The following is an 18,589-nucleotide window of genomic DNA, read 5'->3' as shown; positions in this document are numbered from 1 at the left end:
TTTTTCATTTACACAAGATATTTTACGCTCTCCAATAGCCCGGTCATATCCAGCAGGTATAAGGTTTTGCGGATAAATTAAACAATAAATTGATATGATGATAGGTACGAGAATTAAAAAAGAAGCTATGATTGCATTGTTTTGCATTAGGACTCCACCTTATATTAATATTTAATAAATTATACCATTTTATTAAAGAATATGAAATTATTGTAATTAACAAATCCGTTTCCGGGCGAGAGTATCGGCTAAATTAAATAGGAAGTAAGCGGGGAGGATGACCATGTTTCAATCACCAGCACTGATGGGTTCAGGGGATTAGATCCTGATAATGATAGCACTAATATAGTACCCACTGACTGGACTGCTGCTGATGACCATTTTGGTGTTTCTTACCTAAAAAAAGTGAGAACTTGCCTTGAAGCAACGGTTCACAATGACAAGGGAGCTGAAAAAATGAAAACTGAAATTCTCAATATATTTGACGGCAGAGGAAATACCTTGGGTGTTGCATCTCGGGATGAAGTACATGAGAAAGGGCATTGGCACGAGACGTTTCACTGCTGGTTTGTTACCAGGGAACATGGGAAGACATATATTCTTTTTCAAATTCGGTCCGAGCGGAAGAAGGATTACCCATCTTTATTGGATATTTCCGCTGCAGGGCATATCCTTTTCGATGAAACTATAAGTGATGGGATAAGAGAAGTGCATGAGGAATTGGGTGTGGATCTCTCGTTTGAAGATCTGATTCCCCTTGGCGTCATTCGGGATGAAATCATTCATGACAGTTTAATAGACAGCGAGTTAGGAAATGTATTCTTGTATGTATGCCCTGAAAGGATTGAGGAACAGCTGCATTTTCAGGAGGAAGAAGTATCTGGTGTCATAAAGCTTGAGTACCATGCATTTGCAAAACTTTGGAGTGGTGAAATCAGTGAAGTTGTGGCCATCGACTCTGCCGGCGAAATCAGGCTAGTGACAAAGACGGAAATTCTGCCGCACAGCGAGAGCTATATAGAAACATTATTAGGGCAAATGGCAAAAGAATTAAAACTATAAATAGAGAATCGCCAGCCAATAAACGGCTGGCGTTTAATTTGAGTCGAGACTCTTGCTTTTCTTGTGGAAAATCATGAGAAAAGTTTGATAGGTTCCAAACCATAAAAGTATTGCGAGAAGTACTGGAAATCTACTTTGCGAAGGAACCGCGAAATAGTTCAGGACCAATAACAGCAAGAAAACAAGATAACTAATGTTGAACAGCTTTTTGTCCATGCTCCACTTCCTTAATTTATTAAAATTGTAAGTGTCTTTCCTTGAGGTTTTCAATAATTTTTCATAAAAGAAATGAGAAAATTCATTCCTGGCCAACCCAAATATGTTCGATGTTGGCTACACTATTTTCCAGGGTTAAAAGATAGACATCAGGGTTGCTAAGGCTTTTCCACTCTTTGAAGCCGAAGCCAGGATTGTAGTGCCTTATAAGAAGGGACATTAAGTTCCCGTGAGTGACGACGGCTATATTTTCTTCTTTGCTTCTTATCATATCTTCAATCACGGCAACGGCTCGTCCAGTTGCTTCGAGACTCGATTCCCCGCTTTCGAAGGATAGGTTTATGTCATCAAAAGTCGCTTCAAGCTTTTCTGGCCAATCAGGAAAATCCTTTGTACTTAAAATGCGTTCTGCCAGCCTTGCATCGTTTTCAATATCGATGGTTAATTTTTCGCTAAGGGGCTGAACCGACAATACGGCCCGCGTGAATGGGCTTGATATTAGCCGCTCAATCTTGCGGTCTGAAAGGAATTCGGTTAATTGTTCAGCTTGCCTGAACCCGCTCTCGGTAAGCTGTGCCTCGGGCGCCTGTCCTTTTGCCTTGCAATGCCTGATGATGTAGATGCTTTTTTTCATAAAATACACTCCATTTATCATTTTGATTTTTATCAGGATAATATTCTCCTTGGTTCACCTTTTTCCTTCTATTTACAAATACACTTTTACTTAATGCTCACGGCGGGAGGATTCTTACAGCCTGAAAACGAACCTATAGGGTGTAAAGGTAAAAAAAGGGGGGGATTAGGTGAAGATTGAGTTCCTGGGGACTGGCGGAGCGATGACGGTTCCCCGTCCGCTGTGCCGCTGTGAAGTTTGTGAAGAAGCGAGATTAAAAGGAGTGCCGTACAGCCGGTCGGGGCCAGGTTTATTTATACACGGGCCGAATATCCTGATAGATACTTCGGAGGATATTTACAGCCAGATTAATCGTTCGACAATTAATAGAATAGATGGTGTTTTTTATTCGCACTGGCATCCGGACCATGTGATGGGGCGGAGGGTCCTCGAGTCGATGAATGCTGACTGGGAACAGTATCCACCGCAGCATAAACAAACAGATATTTTTTTGCCGGAGCAAGTAGCGATTGACTTCGAGCATTTCGTTGGAAGTGCGGACCATCTTCATTTCTTTTCGCTGCAGGGATTCATTAAGCAGCACAAACTGAAGGATGGGGAAACGGTTACGTTGAATGGCGTGAAAATCACTCCGTTCAGACTCGCCGAAGATTATGTTTACGCTTTTTTGCTGGAAGACAGCGGGAAAAGAATCTTGATTGCAATGGATGAACTGAACAATTGGAATCCGGGAAAAGAATTCGAAGGGGTAGATTTGGCGGTTTTGCCAATCGGGATTTTTGAAAACCATCCATTGACTGGGGAAGAGCTGCTTACTCCCGGGCACCCGGTGTTGAAGGAAGAGTGCACTTTTACGGAAACGATTGGAATCATCAAAACATTGCAGGCAAAGAAGACGATGTTGACGCATATTGAAAAATTCACGGGACTCAGTTTTGATGTTTTAAAAGAAGTGGAGAAGAACCTGAATCTTGAGGGCCTGAACGTTGAGATTGCATATGATACCTTGCTCATAGAGGTGTAAGAAAAATACTGAAAGTAGGTGATGTCAAATGATCATAACGGTTATGGGAAGTAGATTTGGCAGCAAGGTTCAGAGGGGATGCGTGTAATCATCCCGCTGAAGCTCTGACTGCTGCTTAAAATGAAGAAAACAGCAGGAGGAGAAATAATGAATTTAATGAAAGAAACAGAGAGGCTTTTTTTGAGGCCGTTGCAGGCAGCTGATTATGAAAACTGGTTATTGTCTTTTAACAATCGATTTCCATCTTTATATCGTCACGATCGAGGGAAAATGGATATGAGTGATTGTACGGAGGAGTGGTTTTGCCAGTTGGTTGATAAGCATAAGTGCTTGGCTGAAAATGATGAAGCATACATCTTTGGTGCTTTTCTTAAAGAAGGCGGAACGCATGTAGGAATGATCGACTTTTCCACCTTAGCCAGGATGGATTTCCAATGGGCCCGCATTGGCTATACGATCCATAATCAATTTTGGAAAAAGGGATATGGAAAAGAAGCGGTCGTAGGTTTGATTGAGGCAGGGTTTGAAGAATTAAACTACCATCGGATAGAGGCGCATATCAATCTTGATAACGAGCCCTCCAAGAGACTGGCACTCTGCGTGGGAATGGAGTTTGAGTGTATCCGTAAAGGCTTTATTTTCGAGAATGAAGAATGGACAGATCACGAAGTATACACAGTGAACAGAAGATATTAATAGAAGAAATAACCGTCCACTTAAAAAAGACGGTTATTTTTATAGAAAGAATGGGGCGAAGAGTCTAGGCTCCGGCTTGCAGGATAATACGATTAGGAAAATAAAAGTGGTAAAACGGAAAGTAAATAGCGGAAACAGGCAAATAACCGGATCACTTCCGCCCGCTCCTCCTCCAATAGAAAAAGGCCGGACAGTTCAATACTAAAGGGTTCCGTTTTGAGGTGCTTATCTAAAAAAATGTACCGAATTGACAGACGTTTTGACATCGTAATTAGCATATAAAAAAAGCAAAACTCGCCATAGTGGCGAGTTTTCTTTGTTATTGAAATCCGAACCTTGTTCAACTAAACCACCCGTTAAGTTGAAGAAGGTAATGTACTTTAGTTTGAAGAATCTGTCGTTGAATGCCCATTCCCAGACGCATACTTATAATTAATTTAGCTCATAATAACCACATAAAAACTTAGGTGGTTATTATGCAAATGGAGGATACATTACTAAGGGAACTTCAGATTAATATTGACCGTATAAAAATGAGCTTCAATAATACCGCTGATTTAGTGATTAGAGAATTTAGATTTGGACCTAAAAAAGAAATGACATTAAAGGTTGTCTACTTAGATGGAATTATTGATACAACTCTATTGCAGGAATCCGTTATACTGCCATTAATAGAGACTCTTAATATTAATAAAACACAAAGTCAAGAATTAATAAATCATGTGTCCAATACAATTCTTACCACAACAAACGTAAAAACAACCAAGTCTTACCAAGAGTTATTGGGTGCTATTATTCAAGGTAACGCAGTTTTACTTTTTGATGGATTTCATGAAGTTATCATTGTTGAGGTTACTAAGTGGGCAGAAAGAGCAGTTGAGGAGTCACTAGGAGAACGTTCGCCTAAAGGAGCTGTTTTAGGCTTTTCTGAAAAAGCGAAAACTAACATTAACATCTTGCGAGGAATTATTAAAACGGAACAATTTTGTGTGCAAAGAATGACTTTCGGAACCATGGCTAAAACGGATGTTTTCCTACTCTTCATCAACGGTATTGTAGATAAAGGAATATTAAAAGAAGTACGTAATAGAATTGAGAAATTGGACGTTAAATATGTTTTGGAAGCAAAAATTGTTGCAGACATCATAGAAGGTAAACCAAAGTCATTTTTCCCTTCAACAGTATCTTCGGACCGTCCTGATTCAGCAACTTCAGCCCTTTTTGAAGGCCGTGTAATTGTAATGGTTGACGGGACTCCACAAGTAATTATTGCCCCATCGCTATTCGCTGAATTATTTCAAGCACCAGATGAATATCATGTTAGTTACGGACGTTTTTCCATTCGATTGCTACGTTTTTTCTCATTTCTTATAGCTGTTTTTTTATCTAGCATCTATGCCTCCTTAGATAAACATGGTAAAGATCGTATACCAAAAAAACTCTATGAAGCATTCTTTACAAAGGACGAAATCTTACCAACGGTTTGGGAAGTAATAATACTCAACGTAATATTAGCATTATTTATTGATGCATCTTTCAGAGTACCTAAAAGTGCAATTTTTTTAATATCAATAATAGGAGCTATTTTACTTGGAGAAACTGCGGTTGCGGCTAAGTTAATACATCCAGTTGGTCTTATTGTAGTAGGGATTTCGTCTATATCTGCGTTGGTACTTGCAAATAAGGGACTTTTAGGAGCAGTACGTACATTAGAAGTTAGTTTCTTTGTGATTGGTTACTTCTTAGGTACCAATGGGATGTTTATAGGTGTAACTTTATTAATTATGTATATGATTAGTTTGAAATCAATAGGTGTCCCTTATCTTTCCCCCTTCATTCCCTTTAGATATAAGGAACTTAAGGACACTTTGTTTAGAGGAGATTTGAAAAAATTAACAAACAGTAAACATAGCTTTCCAGATGATAATTAAACGAAATTACTCAAGCCAGCTACAATATATCAGCTGGATTTTGCCCTTTACAGACAATTCACACTTATCTTATTCAGTTAACGGTTGGCGATTCTTTGTTGATAAGGAGTTCTAATTGAACTAAACTCGTTAAGTGAAGCATTTCACAATGGATTTCTGAGATCTACTTGATGTTTCGGATAAAAAAATAGATTATCGATATGATGGTCATGTTCAACTAAACCACCCGTTTACTTTAAGTGAAATTCTTCACAATTACTTCGATGATTAACAGATTTTTAGAAACTACAGCCCTTAAAACCTCAGGATCCATTCTATTTTTTAAATCTATTCCCCGAATTAGTGTAAATAATGATAAATACTATTGTGCATAAAAATAAAACGAGACCAACGTAGAACAACCACTTGATTTTAAATGCATCACTAAGTACCCAAAATGCCATACTGAATGCTATTGAAAACATCGCTTTACCCATAAACTTACACAATGAAACTGTATCATATTTTTCTTTTTCTTTTTTATGCATTGTGTTATAGCCCGCAATCAAGAATGAGCCTTTCCCATTTGAAAAGATAATTCCTAGAACAATAAATAATCCAATGAAAATAATAGGTCCGTTCATATTTACTCCTCCCTCAAGAAATAAGTAATAGAATGAACACGCTGCGATGTGGCATCGCTACTTCAAAAGAGCTGGTACCTATATCAAACTTTCTTCAATTACTATTTTAGCACATTCCAATTTGATCCAATTATTTTTGCTAACCTGCCACGCGTTGAAGAAGGGTACCTTAATACCGGCACAGCAAACGACCGTGAAATTGACAGTAGTTTTGACATTATTTTTTAATTGTACAATACTTATTGTCCATCATAAAAAATAATGTTAATTGCTATGTCAAAATTCATTAAAGCTCGCAGAAACCTTGATAAATAAAGAAAATGACGTATGCCAATTTCATACGTCAATTCTTGTGTCATTTATTAAGAAAGCACCCGAAAACGGAACCCTTTAGTTCAATACTGCACGGCCCTATCTTTAATACACATTATTTTTATTCATGCCGCCCACTTGGTTAACTGTTCCGCCAGGCTGTTGCTGGCTTGATGGGGACTGGACCGGTGGCTGGGTGAAATTCAGTGAGACGTTAACTTCCACGCCGAGTGCGGCAGCAATTTTTTCAAGCAGCCCGATGGAAATGTTCTGTTCACCTTTTTCAATTCTTGAGATGGCACTTTGTTTTGTATTTAATTTCTCAGCCAGTTCTTTTTGAGAAATCCCAAGGGTTTTTCGTAGCTGAACAAGTTGTTTTGCCACATCGTGCTCAAGCTTATGTTCTTCTTGTTGTTTTTGTTCATCCTTCATTTTCATTTCCTCCCTCTAACAGCAGTCATTTTAGCAATATCTAAGGAAAAAGGAAACATCCTCGCTTTCTTTATCACATATATGTTATATAACTTATATGTGATAATCGAAAGGAGCCTTTTATATGAGTTCAAATCCGCAGCTTACAGCAAAGCAAAAACCAAAACAGTATCGTTTGTTGAAAAACAGGGAATTTATTTTTCTGGTGGCAGCCAGATGTTTAACAAGCCTTGCTTTTGGCATTTACATGTTTGGCGAAAGTTGGTACATCGTCAATGAGCTTCATTTGAAGCAATACCTCGGCATCACTTTGATGGCCGCAAGCATTCCGCGCTTGATCCTCATGTACTTTGGCGGAATCCTGTCTGACCAGTATAGCAGAACACAAATCATGTCAGTATCACTGGCAGTCAGAGCGCTTCTTGTCTTTTCGCTGGCGGGCTTGCTGCTCGCCGGGAGCGTGAGCATCTCCGTATTGCTTGTCTGTGCTATTCTATATGGAATTTCGGATAGCTTTTTCTACCCTGCCAATTCAGCCCTCGTCCCGGAGATTGTGGAAAGGGAGGATCTCACAAGGGCAAACTCCATCCTGCAAAGCATCAATCTCATTACACTTGTGGCAAGTCCCTTTCTAGGAGGACTGATCCTCGGGGCAGCGTCTTATTCTGGGCTTTTCTTTACAACAGGGCTTTTTCTAATCATTGGCGGCGCTTCGTTTATTTTCATTAGAACAGTATCTTCGCCTGTAATAACAGCAGGTAAACCTTCCATTTCAAAGCAGTTTGCTGAAGGATATCGCTTCGTCAGGAAGAATCCGATCCTGCTCCATTTCATGGCCATTGTCTTCCTGGTCAATCTATTTATCGTCGGGCCTGTAAATATTGCCATCCCGTTGATTGTAGAGGAAAAGCTGCAGGGAAACCCGCTGTATTACAGCTTTTTACAAAGCGCCCTGTTTTTTGGATTAATGATAGCAACAATTTTCATATCAGTAAAGAATGTCCGCCGCCAGCGGGGAAAAATCATTCTTGCAGCAATGATTTTTTCAGGCTTAAGCGTGGCGGGGCTATCTTATATTACAAATGTAACACAAGGAATGGTGGTTCTCTTTATATATGGGGTCTGCCTGTCGGTGAGTACGATCATAATTGCCATGATTCAGGAACACACTCCTAATGAATTAATGGGGAAGGTAATGGGTCTTACTTCAACTGCTTCACTTGGACTTACACCGCTTTCCTATGGTTTAACATCGCTTGCCTTGTTTTTCGATATCCAAATATCTGTCATTTTATTGGTTTGTGGCAGTATTGTTGCAGTAATATGCAGTTTTATCATGGTAAAGATCCCGAAGGTCCGCTACGCGGATTGAGAGTATATATAAGAATAGCAATGAAAAATAAAGCGAGAACAAAGCCCAAAAGAATCCAATTATGGAATTTATGGGTTTTGTTGTTTTGTTCCGGTTAGACATCATACTTGCTACCTTTTTCCCGATTTAAGAGTAAAAATAACTACAAAACAACATAAAACCACGTATAAACAAGTAATAAATTTAAACAAAACCAAATAAATTATTAACAATTCAAAAATAATATTGTATAAAAGAAGTGTTGCATGGTAAAATTTAATCAACTAAAGTGAAAGCGCTTTATTTGGTGGTTCGTCTAATCTGAGGATATTGTCACACTTTTGTGACTGCCCGATAGACTTGAATCTATAAAAAACCCAGGGGGAAAAAAGATGAGAAAAAGAAACATTTTCAAAAGTGCTGCTGTTTCATTCGTTGCGATGACCCTGTTATTGACGGGCTGTACATCGGGAGGCTCATCATCAGAGCCGGCAAAAGAAAAATCAAATGTTTCCCTGAAAGATGTTCCTGACAAATTTTCTAAAGGAAATGACATGAAAATCAAAGTCATCAGGAAAATCGGCGGGGATGACCACACTGCCCAGTTCCTGGCAGGCGCTAAGTCTGAAGGAGAAGCAATGGGCTTCAAGGTTGATGTTTTCACTGCAAATGGAGATACAGCGAAGTTCCATGATGCAATCGCTCAAGGGCTTCAGGAAGACTATGATGGATTCATCATTTCCCACGGAGATGATGCTGCAACAGTAGAAGATGTTAAGAAATTAAGAGATGCAGGAAAAAGCGTCGTGACATTTGACTCAAACGGCGATCTGAAAAATGTGGAAGGCGTAACATTGACTTCCCAGGATGACGAAGCTCTTGCAAAACTAGCATTGGACCAACTGGTAAAAGAAACAAAAGGGAAAGGCAATATCGTTTATCTATGGGTAGACGGATTCCCGCCGATGGTCAGAAGGAACAATGTCTATAAAGATGTCCTTAAAGAAAACCCAGGGTTAAAAGAAGTTGAAAGATTTGGCGTTGCCGCTTCCGACACTTCTGTCCAAACTCAAAACGCTGTTGCTGCGATGCTGAATAAACATAAAAAAGGAAGCATCGATGCCATTTTTGCAACATGGGATGCATTTGCCATTGGAGCTGCCCGTGCTATTAAAGAAGCTGGCAGGGATGAGATCAAGATATACGGAATTGATGTATCCAATGCCGACCTTCAATTGATGCAGGAAAAATCAAGCCCTTGGAAATATACTGCTGCAGTTGACCCTAAACTGATTGGCGAAGTCAATATGAGAATTTTGGCGAAGAAGCTTGCTGAAGAAGAAACTCCGCAGACTTATGACCTTGAAGCCTCACTTATTGACCAAAAGGCTCTTCAATCCACTAATGATTCTATGAATATGCAAAAGCTTGGCGGCGTCATTGATGGATGGGGTAAATCCGATGCCTTTATGGAAGATTGGATGAAAACACTGAAAGATCATTATAAAAAATAAGATTATAGCTGGCCGGATCACCAGGGGCGGCAAACACCGAAAAGTGTTCGCTCCCCTCGGCGATCACCATTGCCTGAAGGTGGGGAAAAGTTGTGACCAAAAGGTTGCTGGAAATGAAGAACATCACAATCGAGTTTCCTGGTGTAAAGGCCCTTGATGAAGTGAGCTTTTCAACGGAGACAGGCACCACGCATGCGCTGATTGGCGCGAATGGTGCCGGAAAATCGACTTTAATGAAAGTCCTTTCGGGCGCCTATAACCACTATACGGGAGACATTTTCCTTGATGGAGAGCAGATTGTGATACGGTCTCCAAAAGATGCGCAAAAACACGGAATCCAGATTGTTTATCAGGAAGTGGACACTGCTTTAATTCCATATCTGACAGTTGGTGAAAACATTCTCCTGAATGAAACAGTGAATGATATGGGCAGGAAGCAGATTGTCAACTGGAAGGAAATCCACCGTAAAGCCACTGAAGTTCTGGACAGCATGAATGTCAATGTTTCCTCCAAAAGACTGGTCAGTGAGCTGACGCTGGCTGAAAAGCAAATGGTGCTGATCGCCAGAGCTATATTAAAAGAATGCAAGTTTCTTATTCTTGATGAGCCAACAGCGCCTTTAAGCCATTCCGAGACGAATGAGCTATTCCGGATTGTCAGGAGTCTCAAGGAAAAAAATGTCGGGATCATTTTTATTTCACACCGATTGCCTGAGCTGTTTGACATTTGTGATGACATAACGGTAATGCGGAATGGCCAATTCGTGGTAAAAGAAAAAATTGCCGAGACTTCCACAAACAGAGTGATTGAACGTATGCTCGGGCAGAAGCTTGAAGACCAGTTCCCTAAGCATAATGTAGAGATTGGAGAAACCATTCTTGAGGTCAACAACCTTCATGACACTGAAAAAATCAAGAATGTCTCCATGCATGTGAAAGCAGGGGAAGTAATTGGAATCGCTGGACTTGTTGGAGCGGGAAAAACGGAACTTTGCAAAGCGCTTTTCGGGGCAAGCAAAAAAACGTCAGGAGAAATCGTCCTGAAGGGAAAAACCGTTAAAGTCAATAATCCGCATCAGGCTGTGAAGCAAGGGATTGCACTTGTTCCTGAAGAGAGGCGGAAAGAAGGTATTCTTGTAACCGAACCAGTTTTCAGTAACTTGAGTGCGGCAAACTTAAAGCAGTTCGCAAGCGTTTTCAGCTTCCTTAATAACAAGGCTGAAAAAGCAAAAGCGAGGGAAATGATCGGAAGCCTTGGAATCAAAACCCCGTCTGAAGAAACAAGGGTCCAAAACCTTTCTGGAGGAAACCAGCAGAAGGTCGCGATTGGGAAATGGCTGCTTGCTGACGCGGATGTTTATATTTTTGACGAACCGACAAAGGGCGTCGATGTCGGGGCCAAGAAAGACATTTTTGAGCTGATTTCCAAGCTTGCGCAAAGAGGGAAAGCAATCATCTATGCATCATGTGAGCTTTCTGAAATTATCGGGATTACAGACCGTGTCTATGTTGTCTATGACGGCGAGATCACGAAGGAGTTCGTGACACCATCAACGGACGAAGAAGAGCTACTATTCTACTCAACAGGAGGCAAGTGAGATGAGCGAACCAGTTCCTGTTCCATCTAAACAGCCAGTTCGGAAAGCATTCGATTTGTTCGATTTTCTGTATAAGTATGGGACGATCATCACTATTTTCGTATTGGTTGCAGTATTTGCGATGACCAATCCGAGCTTCATTGAAGGCGGCAACATCGTCAACATTTTGCGGTCAATATCCATCGTCACGATTATTGCGATTGGAATCACCATTTCATTGACAGTCGATGGCTTTGACTTGTCGGTAGGCTCTGTGGCTTCCCTGTCAAATGCCATTGTAATTTCCATGTTTGTCTGGTTCTCGCAAAATACATTGGTGGCTATTCTATCAGCCGTTGCAGCATCTTTGCTTGTTGGGGCGCTGAACTCTTTCATGATAGTGAAAATGAGAATTCCCGACATGCTGATGACGCTTGCGACCATGTTCATCATCCAGGGAATTGCACTTACCTATACAAAGGGTGCAACCGTTTCGCAAAATATGGTTATGCCTGATGGCACTTTTTCCGAAGGGAAAATCAGTCCATTCTTTGCGAAAATCGGACAGGTACCATGGATTATCCTGATCATGATTGTCGTTGTCATTCTGGTACATATTCTTCTGACGTATACAAAGCACGGTAGGTATATGTACGTCATCGGCGGAAACAAAGAAGCAGCACGGATTTCGGGAATTCCGGTCAATAAATATAAAATTGCAGCCTACATGATTTCAGCTACATTTGCTTCAATCGGCGGGATTGTGCTTGCTTCCCGTGTTATGACAGCGGAAATCAATGCTGGGGCTCCATACCTTATGGATTCTGTTGCTGCTGCTTTTATCGGTTTCTCTGTTCTTGGTGCTGGAAAGCCGAATGCATTTGGAACGTTTGTCGGAGCAGTGTTGATCGGTATTTTGGCAAATGGTCTTGTTATGATGTCTGTTCCTTACTATGCAATGGATATTGTAAAGGGAACCGTACTGGCATTTGCCTTGGCGCTTACTTATTACAAACAAAAGTAAAGTGGGGGATTACAATGGAAACAGTTTTCACTGCGGAATATTTCACGATGACAGAAGCGGATGCTGTCGAGTATGCAAAGACAAGATTGGGCATATTTGACCAATCTGCTGAGCTGACTTGCAAAGAAATTGGCGATGGCAATTTGAACTTTGTGTTCAAAGTAGTGGATGAGCTTTCCGGCAAGTCTGTAATCATCAAGCAGGCCGGCCCTGTTGCCAGGATTTCGGATGAGTTCAAACTTTCTCCTGACCGCAACCGGATCGAGAGTGAGATCCTGGACCTCCAATACAAACTGGCTCCTGGATTTGTCCCTGTTATGTACGGGTACGATCCAATCATGAACTGCTGCGTAATGGAAGACCTATCAGATCATGAAATCATGCGGACAGCATTGCTGAAATATAAAAAATTCCCTTTGTTTGCCGACCATATCACTACATATATGGTGAATACGCTTCTCCTGACGACCGATGTTGTCATGGAACATAAAGAAAAGAAAGAGCTTGTGAAGAGGTTCATCAATCCAGAATTGTGCGAAATTACAGAGGATCTCGTCTATACGGAGCCGTTCTTTGATTGCGAGCGAAATGATATTTTCCCTGCAACTAGGGCGTTTGTCGTAGAAAACATCTGGAGCGACAAAGAGCTGCTTCTTGAAACTGCTAAGCTTAAGCAGGAGTTTATGACAAACGCACAGTCTCTACTTCACGGTGACTTGCATACAGGATCTGTTTTCATTAAAGAAGACTCCACAAAGATTATCGATCCCGAGTTTGCTTTTTACGGTCCTGCGGGCTATGACGTCGGAAATGTCATCGCTAACCTAACCTTTGCACTCGTCAATGCAAAGTTCACGATGGAGGATGGTGATGCAAGGGATGAACAGGTTGAGTACCTGCAAAATACAATCCTTGATATCATAGATCTTTTCAAAGTGAAGTTCATCAAAGTGTGGGAAGAAAAAGCCACTGAACGTACCGCGGGTTATGAAGGCTTCAAGGAGCATTATTTGGCGAATGTGCTTAAAGATACATCGGCAGTTGCCGGCCTGGAGCTGTGCCGCCGGATTATCGGGATCGCCCATGTCAAAGATATCACTACTATCAAGGATGGAAAAAAACGGGCGGCAGCCGAGAAGGTTTGCCTGACAGTCGGAAAGAGATTTATCATGGAAAGAGATTCTTTAATGGAAGGCGCAGATTTTGCCCGCATTATAAAAGAAACAGTCGAGAACTTCTAGGAGGAAAGTCAAATGGAAAAACCAGTAGAGGCCATTCAATCCGTGAGGCTTGATGACGACAGAGATATGTTGATCTTGTTGGACCAGACACTTCTGCCAAATGAGAAGAAGTTTCTTGAGTTAAAAGAATTAAAGGACATATGGGATGCTATTTATTTGTTAAAGGTCCGCGGCGCCCCTGCCATTGGAATTGCGGCAGCGTACGGTGTGTACCTTGGTACGAAGAAGTCTGAAGCTGATGCTTATGAGAGTCTGTATGCAGATTTTAAAAAAGCGAAGGAATATCTCGCATCTTCACGGCCGACTGCAGTGAATTTATTCTGGGCACTGGACAGGATGGATGCCCGTTTTAAAAAGGAAGAAGGAAAAACTGCCGGAGAAGTAAAGTTAGCCTTGAAAGAAGAAGCCGAACTGATCCGTGCCGAAGATGAAAAGGTTTGCGAATCGATTGGCCAGTACGCTCTTTCCCTGCTGGAGCCAGGCTGGGGAATCCTGACGCACTGTAACGCTGGTACAATCGCTACAGCTAAGTATGGCACTGCACTTGCCCCGATTTATCTTGGCCAGGAAAAAGGCTATGATTTTAAAGTGTTTGCCGATGAAACGAGGCCGCTCCTTCAAGGCGCGCGCCTGACTGCCTGGGAGCTGCAGGAAGCAGGTGTCGATGTCACTTTGATCTGTGACAATATGGCTTCGATCGTGATGAAAGAGGGTAAAGTCCAAGCTGTCCTTGTCGGATGCGACAGGGTTGCGGCTAACGGGGACACTGCCAACAAAATTGGCACCTCTGGTGTGGCGATTCTTGCCAAGCATTATGGTGTGCCTTTCTATGTTTGTGCCCCGCTTTCGACTGTTGATTTAAAATGTAAGACAGGAGAAGACATCCATATTGAATTGAGGCCGTCGGAGGAAATCACGACACAGTGGTACGAAAAGCCAATGGGTCCGAAAGATGTGAAAACATACAACCCGGCTTTTGACGTAACCGACCATAAGCTGATTGCAGGAATCGTTACCGAGAATGGAATTGCCTACGCGCCGTTCACGGAGAGCCTTCCGAAAATGTTCAAATAATGAAGAAAAAGAAAAAGCCGGCTGAATAACCGGCTTTTTTTGTAAAAATCTATGCGGTTTTAGTCGGGTGATACTCCCTTAACTGTGATAATTGGAGCCCGATTTATTCACACTCAGCAAGCTCCACGCCTTTTTCCTCAAGGAACTTGGCCCATTCGGGTTCGAGTTTCTCATCAACAATAATGGTATTGATTTGTTCAAAGCCGCAAATGCTAGCGAACGAGGTTTTATCAAATTTGGTATAGTCGGCAATCAAATGGACTCTGTTGGCATGATCCGCTGCGATTTTCCTGATGCCAGCCTGCTGCTCATTGGAGTCTGTAATGCCGTGCTGTCTGCTTACAGAGCGACATGATATGAAGGCACTGTCAAAAAAGTAATGCTCCAGGTTCGATTCAGCCGTCCGTCCAAGATTGGATAAGGATGTCTTGGATAGTGTGCCCCCGATGACAACGAGGTTGATGTTCTGATTGTTCATGAGAGTAGTTACCACTTTGACAGAATTGGTGACAACCGTAAGTTTTTGGTCTGTCAGCATGCTTGCGATCACAATGGATGTAGTTGATGCATCAAGGAAGATGGAGTCGCCGCTTTTAATGAAGGATAGCGCTTTTGACGCAATTTTCTTTTTGCCTTCAACGTGGATAAATTCCCGGAGATTGATATCGACATCATTTTGGACGCCATCAGATATGTAAGCGCCGCCGTAAGTCCTTGTGAGGAAGCCTTCGTCTTCGAGTTGTTTTAAGTCCCTACGAATCGTTTCTTCCGTCACCTTGAATAATTTTGTTAGTTCAGATACCGTTACACTCTTCTTTTCAATGATTAATTCTTTGATTTTTGTCTTTCTTGTAATATGCAGCATGACTATACTCCTTACTTGCATTGGTTTAGTTTGAATTATACCATTTTTTGTTGGTTTTATACAGTTAACCGCACTGTTTGGTGATTAACAAGTGATACTGCAAATAATAGAGCTTTAATGATATTAACGCAAGCTGATTATTTGGTTTAATGTCTGTTTTTGTTGTTTTTATTGGTGAATATCCCTATAAACGCAAATGAATATTGACAAAACAAAGATAAAGTAAGAAAATTATAGTATATAAAATAGGGTTTATCGAAGAATCATTACTTTTTAGGATTCTTAGAAAAGTTGGGAGCTGTAAAAATGGTAACATCTAAATATTTATCAGATTTTGAAGCAAAAAAGCTAATTTGTGAGATTGGCAGAAGAATATATAACAAGAATTTTGTTGCCGCAAATGATGGGAATATTTCTGTCAAAGTCGCAGCAAATGCCATCTGGACAACGCCGACTGGTGTGAGCAAGGGGTTCATGACACCTGACATGATGGTGAAGATGGACTTGTCGGGCAAAGTGCTCTCAGGCAAGCTGAAGCCATCATCCGAAGTGAAAATGCATTTGCGTGTATATAATGAAAACCCTGACGCAAACGCTGTGGTCCATGCCCATCCGCCGGTGGCAACGTCCTTTGCGATCGCGGGCATGGGCCTTGAAAAACCGGTGTCTCCAGAAGCGGTCGTCCTGCTGGGAACGGTGCCAGTAGCGCCATATGCCACTCCTGGGACAAATGAAGTGCCTGATTCAATTGCGCCTTACTGTAAGAGCTACAATGCCGTGCTGCTTGCCAATCACGGAGCGCTGACATGGGGGCAGGACCTCATTCAAGCTTACTACCGCATGGAGTCCTTGGAACACTACGCATTGATGCTGATGTATTCGAATAACATCATCAACAAAGCCAACGAATTAAATTGTTCACAAATCTCGGACTTGATCAATATCAGGGAGAACCTCGGCATCAAAACAGGAGGTATTCCGCAGTGTGAGTGTGGGTTGGAGAGTACAGATGGCGGGTGCAGTGCCGACTCTAGAGACCGAGGCAAGCAAAGCAGGAAAGTCGACGACCAATTGATTGAAAGCATTGTCAGGAAAGTAACGGAAGATGTGCTGAAAAACTATCTGAAGTAAGGGGGAAGAAAGTTGAACGCCCAGATTTCTGACCAAGACATCCAAAAAATCATCCAGTCTGTTTTGCAGAATGTGGAATCAGTCCTTAATTCTGATGCCAAGGCTGCACAAGCACCGGTTAAAATGAAACCGGCAAGCCATACGGGGCAAATTGCCTCGACTGTATCGCAGGGGGAAAACGGAGTATTTGCAAGAATGGAAGATGCAATAGAGGCAGGGTATTCAGCGCAGCTTGCGTATATGCGCCAGTTTGAACTGAAGGGAAGGGAACGGATCATTTCTTCCATCCGACAGGCTGCTGTGAATGAAAAAGAACAGCTTGCAAGGCTTGTCTATGAAGAGACAGGGCTAGGGAACGTTGAAGACAAAATTTCAAAGCATGAACTTGCAGCATTGCAAACACCTGGAACAGAAATCCTCAAGACAGAGGCTTTTTCCGGAGATGATGGCCTGACAATTGTGGAAGAAGCGCCATTTGGCTTGATAGGGGCAGTAACGCCTGTCACCAATCCGACCGAAACGATTATTAACAACAGCATTGGAATGCTTGCAGCGGGGAATGCCGTCGTATTCAATGTCCATCCATCCTCGAAAAAGTCTTGTGCTTACGCCATTATCTTGATTAATAAAGCAATCAAGGCTGCCGGAGGGCCGGAGAATCTTGTAACAATGGTTGCAAATCCAAGCCTTGAAACAATGCAGACATTGATCGATAGTCCGAAAGTAAGGATGCTTGTAGGCACAGGCGGACCGGGGCTAGTGAAAACATTGCTGAAGTCAGGGAAAAAGGCAGTTGGGGCAGGAGCAGGCAATCCTCCGGTCATTGTTGATAACACAGCGGACCTGGAGCATGCCGCCCAATCGATCATCACTGGCGCATCTTTTGACAATAACCTGCTTTGCATCGCTGAAAAGGAAGTATTTGTCCTTGATTCTGCTGCGGACGGCCTGATTTTTCACATGCTGAATAACGGTGCCTGTATGCTTGACCAGCACCAGCTGGAGAGAGTTATGGAATTCGCGCTTGAAGCAAACGAAAAACAGGAATCACGGGGCTGTTCTCTTGACAATAAACGGGAATACCATGTCTCCAAGAAATGGGTGGGCCGATCTGCAGATCAATTTATGAAAGAGCTTGGCATTATACCTGACAGCACGGTAAAACTTCTGATTTGCGAGGTGGATTTTGACCATCCTTTTGTCCAGCTTGAGCAGATGATGCCTGTGCTGCCAATTGTCAGGGTAAATACGCTTGAAGAAGCCATTGATTTTGCAGTGAAAGCGGAGCACGGCAACCGCCACACTGCAATTATGCACTCAAAAAATGTAGATCACCTGACACAGTTTGCAAAGGCAATTGAAACAACCATTTTTGTGAAAAATGCTTCTTCCCTTGCAGGAGTTGGATTCGGAGGGGAAGGCTTCACAACAATGACGATTGCAGGGCCGACAGGGGAAGGAATAACATCTGCGAAAACGTTTACGAGACAAAGGCGTTGTGTGCTTGCAGAAGGCGGATTCCGAATCATAGGGTAGGTGAAAAAGATGGGAAAAGCGATTGGCTTGCTTGAAGTTCAGGGGTTTAGCGTAGCGTTAGCCGCAATGGACAAGGCCTGCAAAGCTGCAAAGGTAAGGATTGAAGGAATTGACTGCAATAATCCGGCCTCCGGGGACAGTGCCCCAATACCTGTGGTCATCCAGGTGAAATTTACTGGCACAGTCTCCGACGTAGAAGTTGCGCTTGAAACAGCCGTCCGTGAGGCCGGAAAGTATATCGATGAAAGTGATATTTTGTCCCGCTTGATACCATCGGGGTCAGTAGGAATCGAAAAGCTTCTTTATACCGGTAAGGTGAAAGTAAAGGGTTAAGCCCAATAATGAG

General features: G+C 42.1%; 17 protein-coding genes. 13 read left to right on the top strand and 4 right to left on the bottom strand.

Features of this window, described 5'->3' with window-relative positions; all coding sequences use genetic code 11:
• The first annotated feature begins 456 nt into the window (after nt 1-456).
• A complete protein-coding gene (locus D1970_RS13400; RefSeq protein WP_119113376.1) occupies nt 457-1,062 on the top strand; it encodes an NUDIX hydrolase in 606 nt (201 codons plus the stop codon).
• A gap of 298 nt (nt 1,063-1,360) precedes the next feature.
• On the opposite strand, the gene D1970_RS13390 is transcribed toward D1970_RS13400, so the two are convergent.
• On the bottom strand, nt 1,361-1,912 hold the full coding sequence (locus D1970_RS13390; protein WP_119113374.1) for a histidine phosphatase family protein: 552 nt from the start codon (nt 1,910-1,912) through the stop codon (nt 1,361-1,363).
• A gap of 169 nt (nt 1,913-2,081) precedes the next feature.
• Here D1970_RS13390 and D1970_RS13385 point away from each other — a divergent pair, with 169 nt between their 5' ends.
• From D1970_RS13385 to D1970_RS13375, 3 genes are all read left to right on the top strand, one after another.
• Nucleotides 2,082-2,936, top strand: coding sequence for an MBL fold metallo-hydrolase (locus D1970_RS13385; protein WP_119113373.1), 855 nt, complete (start codon nt 2,082-2,084; stop codon nt 2,934-2,936).
• A 147-nt stretch (nt 2,937-3,083) separates the two neighbouring features.
• Entirely contained in the window at nt 3,084-3,632 is a 549-nt protein-coding gene (locus D1970_RS13380; protein ID WP_181213461.1) for a GNAT family N-acetyltransferase, read from the top strand.
• 482 nt (nt 3,633-4,114) lie between these two features.
• Complete coding sequence (locus tag D1970_RS13375) at nt 4,115-5,563, top strand: spore germination protein (protein ID WP_119113381.1); 1,449 nt, start codon at nt 4,115-4,117, stop codon at nt 5,561-5,563.
• A gap of 314 nt (nt 5,564-5,877) precedes the next feature.
• Here D1970_RS13375 and D1970_RS13370 read toward each other — a convergent pair whose 3' ends face one another.
• Together D1970_RS13370 and D1970_RS13365 are read right to left on the bottom strand one after the other, a co-directional pair.
• A complete protein-coding gene (locus D1970_RS13370) occupies nt 5,878-6,186 on the bottom strand; it encodes a DUF3784 domain-containing protein (RefSeq protein ID WP_119113372.1) in 309 nt (102 codons plus the stop codon).
• A 417-nt stretch (nt 6,187-6,603) separates the two neighbouring features.
• Nucleotides 6,604-6,930 (bottom strand): helix-turn-helix domain-containing protein, encoded by a 327-nt coding sequence (locus tag D1970_RS13365; RefSeq protein WP_181213462.1) that lies wholly within the window; start codon nt 6,928-6,930, stop codon nt 6,604-6,606.
• A 124-nt stretch (nt 6,931-7,054) separates the two neighbouring features.
• Between D1970_RS13365 and D1970_RS13360 the strand changes: the two genes are divergently transcribed.
• From D1970_RS13360 to mtnA, 6 genes are all read left to right on the top strand, one after another.
• Entirely contained in the window at nt 7,055-8,302 is a 1,248-nt protein-coding gene (locus tag D1970_RS13360) for an MFS transporter (RefSeq protein ID WP_119113370.1), read from the top strand.
• A 371-nt stretch (nt 8,303-8,673) separates the two neighbouring features.
• Nucleotides 8,674-9,795, top strand: coding sequence for a sugar ABC transporter substrate-binding protein (locus D1970_RS13355; protein ID WP_119113369.1), 1,122 nt, complete (start codon nt 8,674-8,676; stop codon nt 9,793-9,795).
• A gap of 113 nt (nt 9,796-9,908) precedes the next feature.
• The gene (locus D1970_RS13350) at nt 9,909-11,393 is read left to right on the top strand and encodes a sugar ABC transporter ATP-binding protein (protein ID WP_119113380.1); all 1,485 of its coding nucleotides are present in this window, start codon (nt 9,909-9,911) and stop codon (nt 11,391-11,393) included.
• 1 nt (nt 11,394) lies between these two features.
• Nucleotides 11,395-12,396 carry an ABC transporter permease gene (locus D1970_RS13345; RefSeq protein ID WP_119113368.1) on the top strand — a complete coding sequence of 334 codons (1,002 nt, stop codon included), beginning with the start codon at nt 11,395-11,397 and terminating at the stop codon, nt 12,394-12,396.
• Between the two features lie 14 nt (nt 12,397-12,410).
• Nucleotides 12,411-13,637: an S-methyl-5-thioribose kinase gene (gene mtnK, locus D1970_RS13340; RefSeq protein ID WP_119113367.1), complete on the top strand. Its 1,227-nt coding sequence runs from the start codon at nt 12,411-12,413 to the stop codon at nt 13,635-13,637.
• Between the two features lie 12 nt (nt 13,638-13,649).
• On the top strand, nt 13,650-14,711 hold the full coding sequence (mtnA, locus tag D1970_RS13335) for an S-methyl-5-thioribose-1-phosphate isomerase (RefSeq protein ID WP_119113366.1): 1,062 nt from the start codon (nt 13,650-13,652) through the stop codon (nt 14,709-14,711).
• Nucleotides 14,712-14,814: 103 nt separating this feature from the next.
• Here mtnA and D1970_RS13330 read toward each other — a convergent pair whose 3' ends face one another.
• A complete protein-coding gene (locus D1970_RS13330) occupies nt 14,815-15,576 on the bottom strand; it encodes a DeoR/GlpR family DNA-binding transcription regulator (RefSeq protein WP_119113365.1) in 762 nt (253 codons plus the stop codon).
• 306 nt (nt 15,577-15,882) lie between these two features.
• On the opposite strand from D1970_RS13330, the gene D1970_RS13325 reads away from it, so the two are divergent.
• The 3 genes from D1970_RS13325 to D1970_RS13315 are packed head-to-tail and all read left to right on the top strand — an operon-like array spanning nt 15,883 to nt 18,576.
• Nucleotides 15,883-16,707 carry a class II aldolase/adducin family protein gene (locus D1970_RS13325; protein ID WP_119113364.1) on the top strand — a complete coding sequence of 275 codons (825 nt, stop codon included), beginning with the start codon at nt 15,883-15,885 and terminating at the stop codon, nt 16,705-16,707.
• Nucleotides 16,708-16,719: 12 nt separating this feature from the next.
• Entirely contained in the window at nt 16,720-18,243 is a 1,524-nt protein-coding gene (locus tag D1970_RS13320; RefSeq protein ID WP_119113363.1) for an aldehyde dehydrogenase family protein, read from the top strand.
• 9 nt (nt 18,244-18,252) lie between these two features.
• A complete protein-coding gene (locus D1970_RS13315) occupies nt 18,253-18,576 on the top strand; it encodes a BMC domain-containing protein (RefSeq protein WP_119113362.1) in 324 nt (107 codons plus the stop codon).
• Nucleotides 18,577-18,589 lie beyond the last annotated feature (13 nt).

The sequence above is a fragment of the Mesobacillus zeae genome (assembly GCF_003570705.1).
In the GTDB taxonomy this organism is placed as follows: Bacteria; Bacillota; Bacilli; order Bacillales; family Cytobacillaceae; genus Mesobacillus_C; species Mesobacillus_C zeae.
Note: the sequence above shows the minus strand (reverse complement) of the source record. Positions and strands in the feature narration are given on the sequence as shown.